General features: G+C 43.7%; 15 protein-coding genes and 1 pseudogene. 11 read left to right on the forward strand and 5 right to left on the reverse strand.

Annotation, left to right across the window (positions count from 1 at the left end; genetic code table 11):
* Positions 1-142 (forward strand): annotated as a pseudogene (locus AC2VE5_RS08605) (IS630 family transposase); the annotation flags it as partial.
* A gap of 185 nt (positions 143-327) precedes the next feature.
* Here AC2VE5_RS08605 and AC2VE5_RS08610 read toward each other — a convergent pair.
* Positions 328-555, reverse strand: coding sequence for a hypothetical protein (locus tag AC2VE5_RS08610; RefSeq protein ID WP_486887349.1), 228 nt, complete (start codon positions 553-555; stop codon positions 328-330).
* Positions 556-727: 172 nt separating this feature from the next.
* Here AC2VE5_RS08610 and AC2VE5_RS08615 point away from each other — a divergent pair, with 172 nt between their 5' ends.
* A complete protein-coding gene (locus AC2VE5_RS08615; protein WP_486887350.1) occupies positions 728-2,032 on the forward strand; it encodes a DUF58 domain-containing protein in 1,305 nt (434 codons plus the stop codon).
* A 9-nt stretch (positions 2,033-2,041) separates the two neighbouring features.
* Here AC2VE5_RS08615 and AC2VE5_RS08620 read toward each other — a convergent pair whose 3' ends face one another.
* Positions 2,042-3,247, reverse strand: a complete 1,206-nt coding sequence (locus tag AC2VE5_RS08620; RefSeq protein WP_486887351.1) for an HhoA/HhoB/HtrA family serine endopeptidase — start codon at positions 3,245-3,247, stop codon at positions 2,042-2,044.
* 166 nt (positions 3,248-3,413) lie between these two features.
* Between AC2VE5_RS08620 and AC2VE5_RS08625 the strand changes: the two genes are divergently transcribed.
* From AC2VE5_RS08625 to AC2VE5_RS08640, 4 genes are all read left to right on the forward strand, one after another.
* Positions 3,414-4,292 (forward strand): LysM peptidoglycan-binding domain-containing M23 family metallopeptidase, encoded by an 879-nt coding sequence (locus AC2VE5_RS08625; RefSeq protein WP_486887352.1) that lies wholly within the window; start codon positions 3,414-3,416, stop codon positions 4,290-4,292.
* 151 nt (positions 4,293-4,443) lie between these two features.
* A complete protein-coding gene (locus AC2VE5_RS08630; protein WP_486887353.1) occupies positions 4,444-6,198 on the forward strand; it encodes a metallophosphoesterase family protein in 1,755 nt (584 codons plus the stop codon).
* A gap of 281 nt (positions 6,199-6,479) precedes the next feature.
* Positions 6,480-8,066 carry a B12-binding domain-containing radical SAM protein gene (locus AC2VE5_RS08635; protein WP_486887354.1) on the forward strand — a complete coding sequence of 529 codons (1,587 nt, stop codon included), beginning with the start codon at positions 6,480-6,482 and terminating at the stop codon, positions 8,064-8,066.
* A 383-nt stretch (positions 8,067-8,449) separates the two neighbouring features.
* Positions 8,450-10,051, forward strand: a complete 1,602-nt coding sequence (locus AC2VE5_RS08640) for a B12-binding domain-containing radical SAM protein (protein ID WP_486887355.1) — start codon at positions 8,450-8,452, stop codon at positions 10,049-10,051.
* Between the two features lie 44 nt (positions 10,052-10,095).
* On the opposite strand, the gene petL is transcribed toward AC2VE5_RS08640, so the two are convergent.
* Positions 10,096-10,191, reverse strand: coding sequence for a cytochrome b6-f complex subunit PetL (gene petL / locus AC2VE5_RS08645; protein WP_071994149.1), 96 nt, complete (start codon positions 10,189-10,191; stop codon positions 10,096-10,098).
* A gap of 85 nt (positions 10,192-10,276) precedes the next feature.
* Between petL and aroB the strand changes: the two genes are divergently transcribed.
* The 5 genes from aroB (at position 10,277) to ggt (ending at position 16,672) form a co-directional block, all read left to right on the forward strand.
* A complete protein-coding gene (gene aroB, locus AC2VE5_RS08650) occupies positions 10,277-11,368 on the forward strand; it encodes a 3-dehydroquinate synthase (protein ID WP_486887356.1) in 1,092 nt (363 codons plus the stop codon).
* A 428-nt stretch (positions 11,369-11,796) separates the two neighbouring features.
* Positions 11,797-12,972: a formamidase gene (gene fmdA, locus AC2VE5_RS08655; RefSeq protein WP_486887357.1), complete on the forward strand. Its 1,176-nt coding sequence runs from the start codon at positions 11,797-11,799 to the stop codon at positions 12,970-12,972.
* Positions 12,973-13,087: 115 nt separating this feature from the next.
* Positions 13,088-13,360: an FmdB family zinc ribbon protein gene (locus AC2VE5_RS08660; RefSeq protein ID WP_486887358.1), complete on the forward strand. Its 273-nt coding sequence runs from the start codon at positions 13,088-13,090 to the stop codon at positions 13,358-13,360.
* Positions 13,361-13,538: 178 nt separating this feature from the next.
* Positions 13,539-14,810, forward strand: coding sequence for a DEAD/DEAH box helicase (locus AC2VE5_RS08665; protein WP_486887359.1), 1,272 nt, complete (start codon positions 13,539-13,541; stop codon positions 14,808-14,810).
* Between the two features lie 101 nt (positions 14,811-14,911).
* Positions 14,912-16,672 carry a gamma-glutamyltransferase gene (gene ggt, locus AC2VE5_RS08670; RefSeq protein ID WP_486887360.1) on the forward strand — a complete coding sequence of 587 codons (1,761 nt, stop codon included), beginning with the start codon at positions 14,912-14,914 and terminating at the stop codon, positions 16,670-16,672.
* Here the strand turns inward: ggt and AC2VE5_RS08675 are convergent.
* Together AC2VE5_RS08675 and AC2VE5_RS08680 are read right to left on the reverse strand one after the other, a co-directional pair.
* Positions 16,659-16,916 carry a hypothetical protein gene (locus tag AC2VE5_RS08675; protein WP_486887361.1) on the reverse strand — a complete coding sequence of 86 codons (258 nt, stop codon included), beginning with the start codon at positions 16,914-16,916 and terminating at the stop codon, positions 16,659-16,661. The genes ggt and AC2VE5_RS08675 overlap by 14 nt on opposite strands.
* Before the next feature lie 350 nt (positions 16,917-17,266).
* Positions 17,267-18,724, reverse strand: coding sequence for a DUF4335 domain-containing protein (locus AC2VE5_RS08680; protein ID WP_486887362.1), 1,458 nt, complete (start codon positions 18,722-18,724; stop codon positions 17,267-17,269).
* Positions 18,725-18,742: the final 18 nt, after the last annotated feature.

Raw genomic sequence — 18,742 nt, forward strand, 5'->3', positions numbered from 1 at the left:
GTGGTTGCAAGCAAAGAGGTTTATCCGAGAGTTCTATCATCTGTGTAAATCTTTCTTTGCTGTCAAGCGCTTGTTTGAGCTAGTAACTCACCGACAAATTTTTAATTTCCCAAAGATATTCATGTATGGTGCATTTTCATGAACCATTCAGGATTGCTATATCTGGGAAGATATTCGAGAAAACAACTTTTATAATCAAGCCTTTTCCTCCCTTGAACAAGTAGAAGATGTACTTTGCCAAGGCTTACTTGAACTTTCTGCTAATAGTGAGCGCCTGCGCTCTATGACTTTCTTTCCTCACCTTCAATTACTACCTCTGATCGCAACTTAGTATAACTCATACTCGGCGTGTGGTATTCCTAATATTTCACACAATTCGGCTGCGACTTTTTCTGCCCAATCTTCGCCTACATTTGATCGGGCTTGTTTATATAAATAATCCAGATTTTCATGCTTAAACCAAAATTTATCTTTAGTTCCTAAGTATTCATTCTCGCGAAGTTCAAAATTTTCTTTGGTAACAACAATAACTTCGTATTCCGGCGTGCTTATCATTAGGGAGGAGTGCGTTGCGAACAATAATTAATGCCCTAACCAATGTATCAAGTTAGTCGAATTTATATAAAGTTGTGCTGGAGCGCTATAAAGCGTCTTTACTACTAGGCTGCTTTTATCCCTTCTGGTGAATAGACGAGTTTAAATGTTACACCTTAAATAAAGTCCTTAAATGATTCCCTCAAAAAGAACCTATTTATTACTGCTATTTGGAATTGCGATCGCTCTTTCCACAGCTATCATCTGGAATGTGCAAACAAGTATAGCGATTACTCTGCTATTTGATGCCATTGTTTTAGCCCTAATGGTGGTAGATAGTTTGCAAGTAAAATCTCACCGCGTCCAAATAAAGCGCACCTTGCAACCGCGATTATCTATTGGGCGAGATAACCCCGTAGTGTTAACTATAAACTCAAAAAATCGCCCCATCGAAATCCAGATCTGCGATCGCCCACCGACAGAATTTAAGTCTCAGCCAATCTTACAAACTTCCTTACCCAGCAATACCACTAGCGAATTAACCTATACTGTTTCTCCAACTAAACGCGGCGAATTTGACTATGGCGATCTTCAAGTGCGCCAGCTAGGTAGTTGGGGACTTGCTTGGGATGACTTTAAAATTTATTGCAGCCAAAAAGTCAAAGTTTACCCAGACTTATTAGGATTAAAAAGTCTATCAATTCGCCTGACATTACAGTCTAGCGGTGCGCTGCGGAGAATGCGTACTCTAGGTATAGGTACAGAGTTTGCCGAATTGCGCGATTATGGCAAAGGCGACGATTTGCGCTTAATTGACTGGAAAGCTACCGCAAGGCGCGATCGCCCTTTAGTGCGAGTTTTGGCACCAGAACAAGAGCAAACCCTAATTATACTGCTCGATCGCGGGCGCTTGATGACGGCTCAAGTTCAGGGATTAAAGCGGTTTGACTGGGGAATGAATGCTACTTTATCTTTAGCTCTAGCGGGCTTAAATAGAGGCGATCGCGTAGGAGTTGGTGTATTCGATCGCCAGATGCACCTATGGATTAGACCCGAACGAGGTCAACATCAATTAAGCCACCTGATCGATCGCCTCACACCGATTCAACCCGTGCTGCTGGAATCAGACTATATGGGAGCGGTTACAAACGTAGTCCAACAGCAAACTAGACGCGCGTTAGTGGTATTGATTACTGAAATCGTAGACAGCACGGCTTCGGCGGAATTATTAGCCGCTATGGGACGACTTGCGCCCCGTTATTTGCCTTTTTGCGTCACATTAGGCGATCGCCAAGTAGACGAAATTGCCCACACTCCCACCCAAAACGTAACCGCTACTTACACTCGCGCCGTAGCCTTAGATTTACTCGCCCAGCGTCAGTTAGCTTTTGCCAAGCTCAAGCAAAAAGGCGTATTAGTATTAGATTCAACCTGCGATCGCATTAGCGAACAAATTGTAGACCGATATCTACAACTTAAAGCCCGCAATCAATTGTAAGAGTTGCTACTACCCCTTACTTTCAGGAAACGCTCCTGGCTTAACTTGAATAACTTGAACTTTGCCATCGCGGTTAATTTCCATCGCTAAAGTAGTTCCGAGCGTAGTAGCTTCAACGTACTGCTGCACCTCCGAGGATTTTTTCACTGGAGTATTGTTAATTTTTTGAATTACATCTCCTTCTTTTAATCCTGCTTGCTCGGAGGGTGATTTTCTTAAAACTTCGACGATTAACACTCCAGAATTTTGCTTAACATTCAAATTAGTTTCTTGATTAACTTGTTCTCTAGTAGTGCTAGTTAGATCCACCATTTTTATGCCTAAAAATGGATGATCCACGCTGCCTTTACTAAATAACTGATTGGCTACGCGGGCGGCGGTTTGAATTGGAATTGCAAAACCCAACCCCTGAGCATCCGAGCGAATTGCTGTATTTACCCCGATAACTTCACCTTGAGAGTTTAATAGCGGTCCTCCAGAGTTACCAGGATTAATTGCGGCATCGGTTTGAATAAAAGTTACCCGCTTGTCTGGAACCCCAACTTGAGCGCTAGATCTATCTGTAGCGCTAATAATCCCAATAGTTACCGTGTTATCTAATCCCAACGGATTGCCAATGGCGATCGCCCATTCACCAGGAATTAAGTTATTGGAGTTGCCAATTCTAACTTGGGGCAAATTATTCGCTTTAATTTTTACCGCCGCTACATCGGTAACAGCATCTACCCCGACAACTTTCCCTTCAAAACTGCGTCCATCTTTGAGCGTAACTTGCACTGTATCTGTATCTGCGACTACGTGGGCGTTAGTGAGTAAATGCCCATCCGCACTTAAAATAAAGCCCGATCCTGTACCGCGCTCTACTCGCTCGTCGGGAATAGGTTGCTCGTCGCCAAAAAAGCGGCGAAATAAAGGATTATCCAAGGCTTCAGGAATTTGATTTGTTACTTTGCGCGTGGCGTTAATTCTTACTACCGCCGGACCTACTTGTTCGACGGCGGTAGCAATAAAATTGCGATCGCTACTCGGAATAATCCCCGCCGTGACGCTACTACCTACTGGTGGAGACGCTGAGGGCTGGATTACTGGTACAGTTCTCAGTTGCTGAAATGTTTGTTTTGGCGCGGGTAAATAGCGGCTGCCTAAGACCCCCGCACCACCGCCGATAACCAGTAAAGTAAGAGAAAAAGCCAACTGTTTTAAAGATACGCCCATATTATTTGCTGCTTTTTAACCGCGATGCAGATATTAATTTTTAAACTTGCTAATGCCGCTCTAGCTAGTTTTAACTTTAACTTTGCTGGGGCGAAACCACGTTAACCCGGGTAATTGCTTAATGACAATGCGATCGCACTTGTACCCTAATTACAATTTAATTGCTATGGTTCTGCGTTTACTGTTTTTTTCAACACTTTTTGGTTTAATATTAGCAACCGATAATCGCTCAGCCATTGCTGCACCCACACCGCCCAAAAATTGTTCTACTCCTGCCTTAGCTCGTCTAGTGAGCCACAAAATAGCACCAGGCGAAACTATAGAAGAAATCGCCGCCAAATACAATTTAATTCCTGCAACTTTAATTGGTCTAAATCCAGCTTTGCAAAATGGACAAGCTACTATTGGCAGCAAAATTGCGATTCCTCCTTACAACGGCATTCGCGTCCAAGTATCAAAGGGTCAAACTTGGAAGCAGTTGGCAGCCAAATACAAAGTCCGCGCCGATGTATTATTTGAAGTCAATGGTTGTCAAAGCGTACCGCAAGTTGTATTTATTCCTGGAGTAAATTGGTCGCCACAGCCTATTGTGCCTAGTTCTACACAACCTATCCTCGGCTACCCGTTACCACAAAAAGCAAACATAGGTTTAGGTTATGGCTGGCAAGTTGATTCTGCTACAAATCAAGTAGTCTTTCATAGTGGCATAGATTTATTAGCACCCGCCGGAACTACAGTACAGGCAGCAGAGGACGGAATTGTTGCTTTTGCGGGCATTCAAGCAAGTTATGGCAATTTGGTGGTAGTCAATCATCAAGGCGGCAAACAAACCCGTTACGCTCACTTGCAAAGTATTGCTGTACGTACTGGTCAGCAAGTCAAACAAGGTGAATTACTCGGAAAAGTAGGTACTACTGGACAACCTAGTTCTCAGCAGGTGCATTTACATTTTGAGTTGCGCTACGCTTCGGGACTTGGCTGGACGGCGGAAGATCCGGCTTCTGTAATAGTCAACCGTCCGCAAGCAATAGGTAATAAAAAGTAGTACAAAACTCAACCCAACTGCTTATTTAATTTAGCTAGTCTTGGTTATGATTAAGCTGGGATTTTGGGTGCGATAGCGTCTTAATATTTATCTTTAAATCTTTTCTAAGCAAGGACTAAGTAGCTCTTTAGCAATATTTGAGAACAAATTAATGTTCAACTTCAACACTCTTATCCGTTGGTGTGCGGCGGTATTATTAGTTTCAACCTGCATTATCTTAATAAGGTCAACGGCAGCTGAACAACCAATTATGACTTCTGTACCTCAGCTATTGAGCGATCCATTTTTGCAACTACCAACAGAAAATTCAGTCCGGGTGGTGTGGTTTACTGAGTTTGCCGGATCTGGGCATACTGTTAGTTACGCTCAAGATTTTAGTCAAAGTGCGATCGCTACAACTACAAAACTTAGCCGTCGTACTCGTGAAGATCAAAAATCTATGGTAGGTACTGAGTACAAACAACCTACTAAACGCGATATTTGGCGACACGAAGCAGAAATTACCCAACTTAGTTCTAATATCCACTTGCCGTATCGGGTAACGAGTGTAACAGAAGACGGTAAAAGTATCAGTAGCGGTGAATTTACCTTAGCTGCAAAACCAATACCAGGTATGCCGTTAAAGATTTTATTAACCTCCGACCATCAGCTTAAACCAATGACGGCGGTTAATCTGCAAAAAGTAGTCGAAACTGTGGGGAAAGTAGATGCAGTATTTTTTGCTGGCGACTTGGTAAATATTCCCGATCGCGCGTCAGAATGGTTTGATGATATTCGTGGGGGAGCTTTTTTTCCCTGTCTCCAAGGTCGTGCTAAGTATGAGTTAGAGAAAAATGGCGTTAAAACTACTTATACTGGCGGCGAAATTATCCAACACGCTCCCTTATATACAGCGATCGGCAATCATGAGGTGATGGGGCGCTTTGAGAGGACTGGTAGCTTAGATGATGAATTTGGCGATGCTTATCCCCGCCAAGCTGCAATAGCACAGCTACTCAAGCAAAAGCGCGATCGCATCTTTGTCAAAGACTATTCCTTTAATACCGATACCTACGAAGAAATTTTTACATTACCCCAAAGCGATCGCGGGGGCGAAAAATACTATGCTGTTACTTTTGGCGACGTGCGTTTGGTTGTACTATACGCGACGAATATTTGGCGGACTCCGAACTTAGATAAGTTGGCTAAAGGTAAATATCAAGAACGACAACAAGATGTAAATAACCCAGATGAATGGGGATACGGACAGCATATATTTGAGGATATTTCTCGTGGTAGCCCTCAATACAATTGGCTAGAGGAGGAACTAAATAGCCCTCAATTTCAAGAGGCAAAATACAAAGTTGTGATGTTGCACCATCCGCCTCATTCTTTGGGAGATAATATTGTTCCTGCCTATACTAATCCAGTCCAAATAATTAACACCGATAAGAACGGTACTACGTCTGTAAGCTATAAGTACCCAATAGAGCAAGATTACCTGATCCGCGATATTGTCCCTTTGTTAGAAGCAGCTTCGGTGCAGTTGGTATTTTATGGACATTCGCATTTATGGAACCGTTTTGTTAGTAGTAGCGGAATGTACTTTTTAGAAACTTCTAATGTTGGTAACTCCTACGGTGCTGCTTTAGGCGACAAGCGCCGCGATGTGCCAGTTGGAAATAATAATTATGCAGCCACAGGCGATCCTAATGGGCTAGAACCTGTATTACCGACGATCAAACCCCTTTTAGGTAAAAACGGTCAAAAGCTACCCTACATTGCTAGTAACGACGTTACAGCGTTCAGCATTTTAGATACTGCTACTGGCAGTGTTAGTAGTTATAAATTTGATACGCTAAAACCAGATTCAGAAGTAGTAAAATTTGACGAATTTAAGCTGAAGTTAAGTACAGGTAGCAATTGACATATTTGCTGCTTAATTTTAGCGATCGCTCACAACTAAAATAATTGCAATCCGCAACATTTAGAGCCAAAATCAAGAACAATTAGATTTGCCAATCGGTCTATATACAGAGATTTAAAATAACTGACTCTAAAATGCTAACTTAGCCGATCTTTGCTTGCTTGAGTAGTTTATAATGCAAAGCAATTTAACAAAGAAATAAAACTTTAAGTAAAAATCCAACCGAGTCTGCGTATATAAGTTTTGAGCTAGGCTAACAAATATAGTGTGAGGTCTATAGTATGCGAGTCTTACTTGTTTACCCTTTATTTCCCAAAACTTTTTGGTCTTATGAAAAAATACTGGAATTGGTAAACCGTAAAGTTTTGCTTCCGCCTTTGGGCTTGGTTACAGTAGCGGCTATCTTACCCCAAGAATGGGAGTTTAAGTTAGTAGATCGCAATATTCGTACTGTTACCGACGCAGAATGGGCATGGGCAGATATATGTATTTTTAGCGCAATGATCGTCCAAAAAGACGACCTAATCGAACAGATTAAAGCTGCTAAACAACGAGGCAAATTAGTAGCGGTAGGTGGTCCTTATCCCACTTCTGTACCCGATGAGGCTTTAAAAGCAGGCGCAGATTATCTAATTTTGGATGAAGGGGAAATTACCCTCCCTATGTTTGTGGAAGCAGTTGGACGCGGCGAAACTTCGGGCATTTTTCGCACTCAAGAAAAGCCTGATGTCACAAGTACCCCCGTTCCCCGCTTCGATTTATTAGAACTCGATGCCTATGATATGATGTCGGTGCAGTTTTCGCGGGGTTGCCCGTTTCAATGCGAATTTTGCGACATTATTGTGCTGTATGGGCGCAAGCCACGTACCAAAACTCCAGCCCAACTACTTGCGGAGTTAGATTACCTCTACCAATTAGGGTGGCGGCGCGGCGTTTTTATGGTGGATGATAACTTTATTGGCAACAAACGCAATGTCAAATTGTTGCTTCAAGAGTTAAAAGTTTGGATGCAAGAACACCAATATCCCTACAGGTTTGATACCGAAGCCTCCATTGACTTAGCCCAAGATCTAGAATTGATGGAATTGATGGTAGAGTGCGGCTTTGCGGCGGTATTTTTAGGAATTGAAACCCCCGATGAAGACAGTTTGCAACTAACTAAAAAGTTTCAAAATACCCGTAGTTCCCTAACGGAATCTGTCGAAGCAATTATTAGGGCTGGATTGCGCCCGATGGCAGGATTTATTATTGGCTTTGATGGCGAAAAAGCCGGAGCAGGAAGTCGCATAGTCAAGTTTGCCGAACTTGCAGCGATTCCCTCTACTACCTTTGCTATGCTGCAAGCTTTGCCCAATACTGCCTTATGGCATCGTTTAATCAAGGAAGGACGGCTACGAGAAGACAAAGACGGCAATATCAATCAAACAACTTTGATGAATTTTACTCCTACTCGTCCTTTGGAGGATATTGCTAGAGAGTATATCGAGGCTTTTTGTGCGTTGTACGATCCAGAAAAATATTTAGACAGAACTTATCGTTGCTTTTTGATGATGGGTGCGCCGACTTGGAAAGCTCCCTTTAAGTTACCAGAATTAGTTGTTGTGAAGGCACTAGCGATCATAATCTGGCGACAAGGAATCAAACGCAGTACGCGCTGGAAGTTTTGGCATCATTTGTTTAGCATGATTAAGCAAAATCCAGGAGTTGCGGAACATTATCTGGCGACTTGCGCTCATATTGAGCATTTTATGGAGTACCGCCAAATCGTACGCGATCAAATTGAAAGCCAGCTTGAGGAGTTTCTGACTCAAGAACAGGTATTACCAAAGGAATCTGTAGAAACTAAAACCGCCGCTTTGCAGCACTAAAATCTCTACAATAACGGCATTAAGAAGATTGGGATGTTTGAGAAGGTATGGTTTGTTAGCAGGAGATCCCCCCTAACCCACGGCAACAAAGCGGGAAGCGGAAGCTCATCCGCTTTTTGCCTCCCCTTAAAAAGGGGGGGAAATGTGGAGCAATTAGCTTAAAAGGGAGAGAATACGAAAAATTGACTTAATAAAGGAAAATATTTATTATTCCCCCTTTTTAAGGGGAGCCAGTGCGCCCGTCGGATTTCCCGGCTTGAAGCATCTGGCATGGATTTAGGGGGATCTGAACGCTTGGCAACTAACCGAAAGACTTTCAGTACATCCAACAGATTGCTAAAGAGCGTACCAGTTTAAAAACAAAATTAGAGGTTGAATATTTCGTGAAAGTTTTACTTTTATATCCGCTATTTCCTAAAAGCTTTTGGTCTTTTGAAAAAACTTTAGAATTGTTAGGGCGCAAAGCGATGCTACCACCTTTGGGATTAGTCACCGTAGCAGCAATTTTGCCCCAAGAATGGGAATTTAAGTTAGTCGATCGCAATGTTAGTTCAGTAACCGAAGAAGAATGGCAATGGGCAGATTTAGTTATTCTTTCGGCAATGATCGTCCAAAAAGAGGACTTGCTTGCCCAAATTCAAGAAGCAAAAAAACGCGGTAAATTAGTAGCAGTGGGCGGTCCTTATCCTACAGCTTTACCTCAAGAAGCCCAAGGTGCAGGGGCAGACTTTTTGATTTTGGATGAAGGGGAAATTACTCTCCCCATGTTTGTAGAGGCGATCGCAAAAGGAGAAAAAAGCGGCACTTTCCGGGCTATTAATGGTGAAAAACCTGATGTCAGCAATACCCCAACGCCCCGCTTTGACTTGTTAAAATTTGATGCTTATTCGGAAATGTCGGTGCAGTTTTCGCGCGGTTGTCCGTTTCAATGCGAATTTTGCGACATTATTGTCCTTTACGGGCGCAAACCACGTACCAAAACCCCGGCGCAAATTATCGCCGAATTAGAATACTTGTACCAGCTTGGCTGGCGGCGCAGCATTTTTATGGTAGATGACAACTTTATTGGCAATAAACGCAATGTGAAGTTGTTTCTCAAAGACTTAAAACCCTGGATGGTTAAAAAACGCTATCCTTTCTCTTTTGCCACCGAGGCATCAATCGATTTGGCAAAAGACCAAGAATTGATGGATATGATGGTTGATTGCAACTTTGGTTCGGTGTTTTTAGGCATTGAAACCCCCGATGAAGAAAGCTTAACTTTGACGCAAAAGTTTCAAAATACTCGTGACTCTTTAACAGATTCCGTTCATGCCATTACCCGTACTGGACTGCGGGTAATGGCTGGGTTTATTATTGGCTTTGACGGCGAAAAATCGGGCGCAGGCGATCGCGTTGTCAAGTTTGTCGAAAAAACCTCAATTCCTACGGCTATATTCAGTATGCTGCAAGCATTGCCAGATACAGCGCTGACTATTCGCCTAGAAAAAGAAGGCAGATTGCGATCGAAAGATGCCAATATCAACCAAACTACGTTGATGAATTATGTCCCTACTCGCCCTTTAGAAGAAATCGCCCGCGAATACGTTGCTGCTTTTTGGGAATTGTACGATCCAGAGAAGTTTTTAGATCGTACTTACCGCCACTTCCGCATTTTAGGAGAAGCAAAATATCCTGATAAAGGTAATACTTCTAAAACCGGAGTTGATTTAAAGGTAATTCAAGCATTTTTGACAATTTGCTGGCGGCAAGGAGTAGTTCGCAAAACTCGCTATGCTTTCTGGCGCAATTTGGTGAATATGTATCGCTATAATCGCGGCGGAATTAGTAGTTATTTGTCAACCTGCGCCCAAATCGAGCATTTTCTCGAATACCGATCGATCGTCAAAGCAGAAATTGAATCGCAATTAGCTGAATATCTGGCAGAAGAAGCCAAACTCAAAGCCCAAGCTCCCCAAGTGAATGTTACAGTTTTAGCTAGTTAAGTCTATAGATAGGGCGCATCGGTAAAATGCGCCCAGCACAGCAATTACAGCAATTTAACCGCGCGTAGCCCGAACAGCAAACCCACTGCGAGAGCAAAAAAACCGCCCAAAAGCAGGACGTAAGAAATAACTCCAAACATTTGTGTTTCTCCATTAGCTATAAAGAATATTGAAACATTAGTTGAAGTAAAATACAGCGCAGAGTCGCCGATTGGATTATTTGCTATGTCTGTTATTAGTGTAAATCTACCTTCTGAGTCTTACGACATTGCGGTTTCTCCTGGCAACTTAGAATTGCTGGGCGAGAAAATGGCTGCCCTCAAACTGGGTAAAAAAGTTTTATTAGTGTCCAACCCCTCAGTGTTTGGTCATTATGGGGAAAAAGTAACTTTATCTCTCAAAAATGCTGGCTTTGATGTCACAACAAGCATTCTCAACGACGGCGAACAATACAAAAACTTAGCTTCTATCCAGCAAATCTACGACAAAGCTATAGAAAACCGTCTAGAACGCGCGTCAACGATGGTTGCTTTAGGTGGGGGCGTAATTGGCGATATGACAGGCTTCGCGGCGGCTACGTGGCTACGAGGGATTAATTTTGTCCAAGTACCCACGACACTGCTATCTATGGTGGATGCTTCTATTGGTGGCAAAACGGGTGTAAATCATCCCCAAGGCAAAAATTTAATTGGTGCATTCCATCAACCGCGACTGGTGTTAATAGACCCCCAGGTATTGGATACTTTGCCCGTGCGAGAATTTCAAGCGGGGATGGCGGAAGTAATTAAGTACGGGATAATTTGGGATGCAGACTTGTTTGCACAAATGGAAAAATGCGATCGCTTAGACGAAATGCGTTACCTTTCCCCAAGCCTGCTGCAAACTATTTTGGAACGTTCTTGTCAAGCTAAAGCTGATGTTGTTAGTAAGGACGAAAAAGAAGCGGGATTAAGGACAATCCTCAATTACGGGCATACTATTGGTCATGCGGTAGAAAGCCTGACAGGCTATCGTGTTGTCAATCATGGTGAGGCGGTCGCAATTGGGATGGTAGCGGCGGGAAAACTCGCCCTGGGGATGAATTGGTGGGATGCAGAGTCGCAAGCACGGCATATTGCGCTAATTCAAAAAGCTGGACTTACAATTAAATTGCCTGCGGGAATAGATATTAATGCGATCATTGATGCTTTGCAAACTGATAAAAAAGTTAAAGCAGGTAAGGTTAGATTTGTGCTACCTACTCAAATTGGTGCAGTAGAAATAACGGATCAAGTACCAACAGATTTAATTAGTCAAGTCTTGCAGGAAATGCAGTAAATTTATTTTTTTACTCTTATTATTGGGCAGGCAAGATGTCTGCTCAAATAATTGCTTATTTTGTTACTTTTTGCCGTTAAAATTTTACCCTAAGAAAAACCAAGATTTTGGGAAGCCACCCCCAAAACCCCTGCAAACTAAAGTTTTGTAGACAAATAATCAAGCTTTTGTTTTGGCAAACCTAGATGTGTAAGTCCTACAAACCTAGTTCGTTTTTTGTATTAATCAATACAATCTAATTGCTGTATTTTTGCTTTTATTAAACGTAATTAATTTTTTGGTATTTGAAGAATAGTGCTTCAATATAGTTGAATGGTTCGTATTCTTTGGCTACTAATTAATAATATGTTTGATAAAAATTGAGCTTCATTTGCTTAGTTTTTTAAGAAAAATCCAACTTGCAACAAACAGACAAAGAGGAGAAACTTATGCCAGAAGTACTGTTTAAAGTTGACTTAAATAAGCCAATGACGGAACAAGATGCGGTTGGACATAATCGTTGGCATCCTGATATTCCAGCTGTAGCGTCTGTCAATCCTGGTACAGTATTTCGGATTGAGTGCAAAGACTGGACGGATGGACAAATTCACAACAACGATAGTCCTGAAGATATCCGCACGGTCAATTTGACTATTCCTCACGTACTTAGCGGACCAATTCATGTTAACGGTGCAGAACCAGGCGACTTGCTGGTAGTAGATATTTTAGATGTGGGAACTTTGCCTAGCTACGAGTGGGGTTTTACAGGAATTTTTGCTAAAGAAAATGGCGGCGGCTTTTTAACGGAGCATTATCCGACAGCGCAAAAAGCAATTTGGGACTTGCAAGGCATCTATGCGCGCAGTCGTCATATTCCTGATGTAAGATTTGCTGGGATTCCCCACCCTGGACTAATTGGCTGCGCTCCTTCACATGAATTGTTAGCTACTTGGAATAAGCGGGAGGCGGAATTAGTAGCAACAGATCCAGATCGCGTACCAGCTTTGGCTTTACTGCCAAACCCTAAAGATGCAATTTTGGGTTCTCTCAAAAGCGGAGAATTTGACCGCGTAGCACAAGAAGCTTGCCGTACTATCCCTCCCCGCGAACATGGCGGAAACTGCGACATCAAAAATTTATCTAAAGGCTCAAAGGTTTATTTCCCTGTCTACGTTGAAGGTGCAAAACTTTCCATGGGAGATATTCACTTTTCCCAGGGTGACGGAGAGATTACTTTTTGCGGCGCAATTGAGATGGCTGGCTACCTCGATTTGCACGTAGAGCTAATCAAAGGTGGCGTAGAAAAATACGGGCTAATCAATCCCATATTCAAACCAGGTCCCGTCCAACCTCAATACTCAGAATTTTTGGTATTTGAAGGCATATCGGTAGATGAGTTTTCCGGCAAGCAGTACTATTTAGACGCTCATGTTGCCTATCGTCGTGCTTGCTTAAATGCGATCGCTTATTTCAAAAAGTTTGGTTATACAGGCGAACAAGTTTATTTACTTTTGGGTTCTGCACCAGTAGAAGGACGCATTAGCGGCATTGTAGACATTCCCAACGCTTGCTGTACGATCGCTGTACCAACAGCAATTTTTGAGCGTAATGTGCTACCGACCTAGGTAAATAATCTGAAAGATACTTCCAAATATTTTCCCCCCTTTTGAAGGGGGGTTAGGGGGATCTCCAAATAATGGCTACCAACCAAAAGTTCAATAATTAAGAAGATAGCAAACAATGCCCTTATACGATTTTCGCTGTGAAACTTGCGGCATATTTGAGCAAAGCCGCAGCATTCAAACCGCCAACGATCCGATGTTTTGTCCAACTTGCAATACTGTAGCCAAACGCCTCATCTCTGCGGTAGGCATACTCAAGACCCCAACCCAACTAAGCAAACGAGTTGAACAAAGCGCCGAACCTCGCGTAGTGCAACGCGCACCCCAACACAACCACTCAACCCACACGCGCAACCACCATCACGGACGACCCTGGGCGATCGGTCACTAATGCTCAGATACTTTATCAAAATTACTGTTAAGATGAATCTCTGCTAGTGCATCCCGGTCTGTTGCTGGCGGATTGGACTTGCTGATTTAAGCCATCCAACTAAACCAAAATTTCTTGCTCTTAGACTGGTTCCAGACATTTGCTTTGGGTAGGGGCATCACTAGGAGCAATCGCATCTATGACATTTTCTCATCTCGGTCTTGCCAAGGACTTACTTCGTGCTGTCGCCGAACAAGGCTACACCGAGCCAACCCCCATTCAACAGCAAGCAATTCCTGCGGTTTTGCAAGGAAAAGACGTTCTTGCCAGCGCCCAAACAGGAACGGGTAAAACGGCAGGTTTTACATTGCCTCTGTTGCAACTCCTCAACAACAATAGCCCAAATAAAAACTATCGCACTCCTCGCGCCTTAATTCTCACCCCCACCCGCGAACTTGCACAACAAGTGGGCGATAGCGTGAGAACCTATGGTAAACACCTATCTCTGCGCTCGGCAGTAGTCTATGGTGGGATTGGCATTAAACCGCAAATTCAAACCTTGCGCCAAGGCGTTGATATTGTAGTTGCGACTCCCGGTCGCCTAATCGACCACTTAGAGCAAAAAAACATCGATTTATCCCAAATAGAAATACTCGTGCTAGATGAATGCGATCGCATGTTAGACATGGGCTTTATTCACGATATTCGCAGAATTTTGGCAAAATTGCCCGCTTCCCGGCAAACGCTGATGTTTTCCGCCACTTTCTCCAAAACAATCCAGCAGCTTGCAAATACTCTATTGAAGTCTCCTACTCTAATTGAAGTTGCTTCCCGCAATACCGCCTCCGAGCAAGTAGAACAGGTCGTTCATCTAGTCGATCGCGATCGCAAACGAGATTTGCTTGCTTACATGATTAGTTTTCACAACTGGAAACAGGTGCTAGTTTTTACCCGCACAAAACACGGTGCTAGTCGTCTAGCCGAGCAGCTTGCCAAAGATGGATTAAAAACTGCCGCAATTCATGGCAACAAAAGTCAAGCAGCCCGCATGAAAGCTCTAAACGATTTTAAACAGGGTAGGGTGCGCGTGTTGGTTGCTACCGATGTAGCATCACGGGGGCTAGATATTGAAAAGCTGCCTCATGTCGTCAATTTTGAACTGCCCAATGTTCCAGAAGACTACGTTCACCGTATTGGTCGTACTGGTCGCGCTGGGATGGAAGGACGAGCGGTTTCCTTGGTCTGCAAAGATGAGTATCCTTTTTTAGAGAGTATCGAAAAATTGCTTAATTGTCCTATTGCCAAAGAATCCATCCCAGGATACGAGCCTAGTCTACCCATTGCTGGGGCAGAGCAAGCGCAGCCTAAGCGCTCTAAACAACGTCGCAGTAATTGGGCAAAGTCGCCTACTAGCAGCAAAAAGCCCCCTGTGCCAAGCAGTCGCACTCAAAAACGATTGCATAGTGTTTGAGAACCTGATAGTCAACTTACTCAAAATGATCGCATGAGTAAGTTGACGATTAAAGTGCATAATTACTAGAGAATCTGCTTGTTTTTTATCAAAAGCTGTTAATGCTCAGTACCCATAACCTTAAAATACCTCTATTAGTTTTTCTATTCTTTTTTTCGGCGCAACCAGCCTCTGCTCTCATTCAACCACTGACAACCAAACGCGGCATGGTAGTATCGGCTCATCCTTTGGCAAGTCAGGCAGGGCTGGAAATACTGCGAAATGGTGGTAATGCAGTAGATGCTGCTGTAGCGACAACTTTGGCTATTTCTGTAGTCGAACCTTTTTCGGCGGGTATTGGGGGTGGTGGTTTTTTACTTTTGCATCAAGCTAAAAATGCAGAAATGAAGGCGCTCGATTTTCGCGAACGCGCTCCCTTAAAAGCTACCAAAAATATGTACCTGGATGCCCAAGGCAAGGTACGTCCAAATGTAAGTATTGATGGCTATTTATCTGTGGGCGTACCCGGTACGGTAGCTGGGCTTTATCAAGTACATCGCCAGCATGGAAAATTGCCTTGGGCAAAATTAGTTGCTCCATCTATTAAGTATGCTCAAGATGGATTTGTAGTCACAGAGCGGTTTGTGGGAGCCGTAGAAAGCCGCAAAAAGCAAATTCTGAGCAACTCTGCCGCTCGGCAAGTTTTTACTCGTAATGGTTCAATGTACGCAGTGGGCGACAAGCTAGTACAGCGCGATTTGGCAAAGACTTTACAACAAATTGCAATCAATCCCCAAAGTTTTTATACCGGAAATATTGCCCGTGCGATCGCGTCCGATATGACAAATAAGGGTGGTTTAGTTACTCTTGAAGACTTAAAAACTTATAAACCTATTTGGCGCACTCCAGTTTGCGGTACTTTCCGCTCTCTTGAAAAGGTTGACGCGGGAATCCTCCCGCGCCCAACTTTCCGCGCCTCCCGCATTTGCTCAATGCCGCCGCCTTCTTCGGGAGGCGTGCATTTATTGCAGATATTAAATATGATCGGCGACACCGATTTTAAAGCCAAAGGATGGCACAACCCGGATGTACTGCACTTAATGGTAGAAGCAATGCGTATTGCTTACGCCGATAGATCGGAATATTTGGGCGATCCCGATTTTGTCAAAGTGCCAGTACAACAACTAATTAGCCGCGAATATGCTGCCAAACGACGGCAAGAGATTCGTACCAATGTAACGCCGTCAACTAAAGTAAAACCCGTAGATAAAGCAACTTTAGAACGCTTTACTAAAGCAGAATCTGCCGACACTAGCCATTTAACAGTAGTAGACGAACAGCGCAACGCCGTTAGCTTGACTTTTACAGTCAATTACGGCTTTGGCTCTGGGGTAGTTACGCCGGGAACGGGTATTTTACTCAATGATGAAATGGACGACTTTGCGGCGGCTCCCGGCGTACCCAATGCTTACGGATTAGTCGGCGGTGAGGCAAATGCGATCGCCCCCCGTAAAACTCCTTTGTCTAGCATGACACCTACCATAGTCACCCAAAATAATCGCTTGAAGATGGCAACGGGTGCGCCGGGAGGCAGCACAATTATCACTACCGTGCTGCAAATCATTCTCAATGTTTTGGCTTACGATATGAATGCCGGAGAAGCAGTTTCTGCCCCACGCATTCATCACCAATGGTTGCCTGACGAATTGAGAATGGAGCCTTTTGGTTTAGATACAGCGACTATTGCCGAACTGCAAAGACGGGGACACAAAGTAGAAGTGCGATCGCCTTGGGGAAATGCGAACGCGATCGTTGTCACCCCAGAGGGTCAATTGGCAGGAGCCGCCGATCCGCGTGGTGAAGGTTCTCCTAGCGGTTATTAAAAGTTTCGACTGGGGCGATCGCAAATTCTTTGGCTCTGGCACTAGGTACTAACGTCCAGCCTGCTTTCATTAGTTTTTGGTAGGTTGCCCAGCCTTTAGAGCCGCCAGGTACGCGGTAATCTGGTACGGCAATTTGGGGAAAAGCTGTATAAGGTCGCCAAGAGCGATCTACTTGTGTCTGCAAATGCAGTATTTTTTCTCCGTCGTCGCCCTGTCTGGATAACCAACACATTTGTCCTGCCATATCACTACTCCTCAATTCAATAAAACCTAAAACCTGCCCGAAATTTGGGTTTTGGGCTAATATCTCAATTCCATTGCAATGGGCTGAAATTTTTGTGTATTAAGCACTGAGTCCTCTTAAGAGAACTTGAGTTATCAATCATTGGTTGATAACTTTGGTAGATGATTGCAAGAGGTCCTTTATTTACCTGCATCTTTGCACGCTTTTGTCAATGATGGCATCCTCCTAAAAGATTAGTTTATTCGGTACTTTACTTTGTGCAAAACATCAATAGTAATTAATACCCAATATTGAGATATTTGCCTAAGTATTTTAGTATTACAGCTAACAAAACTTAAGAAATATTTGTTTTACCTAGCATCACTCGTCTCTAAAAATGCTTGGACTTTGCCATTCGGATTGAAAAGTAGGCGGATTCTAGGACTTTGACCGCCTTGATTTGCGGAGACAAAGCGTTCGCCAATTAGTGGCATTCCCGTGCGATCGAGATAAGTTCTAGATGCTAATCCATAGGGTTCAATGACTTGAATGCTACCGTCAACATCTAGAACAATGCTGTATTCCAACGAACTCTTCAAGTTCGTTGGTGCTTCCCACCGTTGGTTAAAATAATCGCTAACTTCTGCTACTTGAGGATTGGTAACAGAAGCAGTGCGGGTAGCGGCAACCTTGGGCTTGGGTGGTGTTGTCGGCTTAGTAGGAGTATTAGCTGGCGCTGCTGTGGCGGTAATTTTTTCTGTGGTAGCGTTAGGAGCTACTTTTAAATTGGGATTAGGGATAACCGCAATAGGGGGTGCTATACGACTGGTAGCTCCGGGAATAGTTATGGTAGTAGTAGTGTTTTGCCCTGTATTGGGGATATTAATGGATTGCGATGGTAAGCCATTAGCTACAGAATTAGCCTGATTGCCTGGTGTTGTTGGCGGCACTGAAGTTGTGCTAGGTGAGGCGATTTGAGCAGTAGTTTTAGCACCAGAATTAGTGGGAACTGCGATCGCATTTGGTGGCGGCGGCAAGGTTCCCGCCGGAGATATAGTAGGAAAGGGCGAGGGAGCAAGGGCAACTTGGGGACTATTGATAGTTTTGGGGCGATTATTTAGATTATTCGCAGTTTGCTGAGAATTAGGACGATTGAACATTTGCAATCCTACCGCCGAAATTCCCACCCCCAATAGTAATGCGGCGGCGATATTTGCCCAAACTAGAGGAGGGGAAGAAGTTTGAGCATGGCTATAGGTTGGTAAAGCAACTAAATCGCTGGCATATTCATCAAGGGCAGTTGCCAAATCAAATAATTGTAGTAAGCTAAGCTGGACAAATTTCCCTGTGCTTGCCGTGGCTAAAGAGCCGAGAAAAAGGTTGTGAGATACTTTTGTTGCTGGTTTTAGGGTTAAAGCCTCGCCTTGAGCAATCTCAGTTACAGACCCTCGATTAGCTTCTGGAGTTGCGGGGGGCTGTTCATCCACTGGCATTAGCCAAACATCGCCTTCTACATCTACGCTTGGCGAGGGAGGTACAGTGGGTGGTGTTTCGATGCCTAAAGTAGCAAAACTTTCTGGCGACAAGTTGAGCAACTGTTGAATGTAATCTGTGACTACCGTGTGGACAGCTTCTAATTGGTGGCGATCGCCTACAATGCTAATTTGTTTGTCCGCAGGAAATCTTGGAGCGTCAAAACGCAAGTCAAACTGTACTTGTTTTACTACTTTAGAACCCAGCCAACGGGATACAGGCGAACTATAAGCCACAACTTGCAGCGTACAAGTGGGAGAAGTATAGCGATGTAGAACCGAATTTGATAGGGACATAGTAAGGAATAGTTTTGA

Source organism: Aliterella sp. E5.1 (assembly GCF_057473825.1).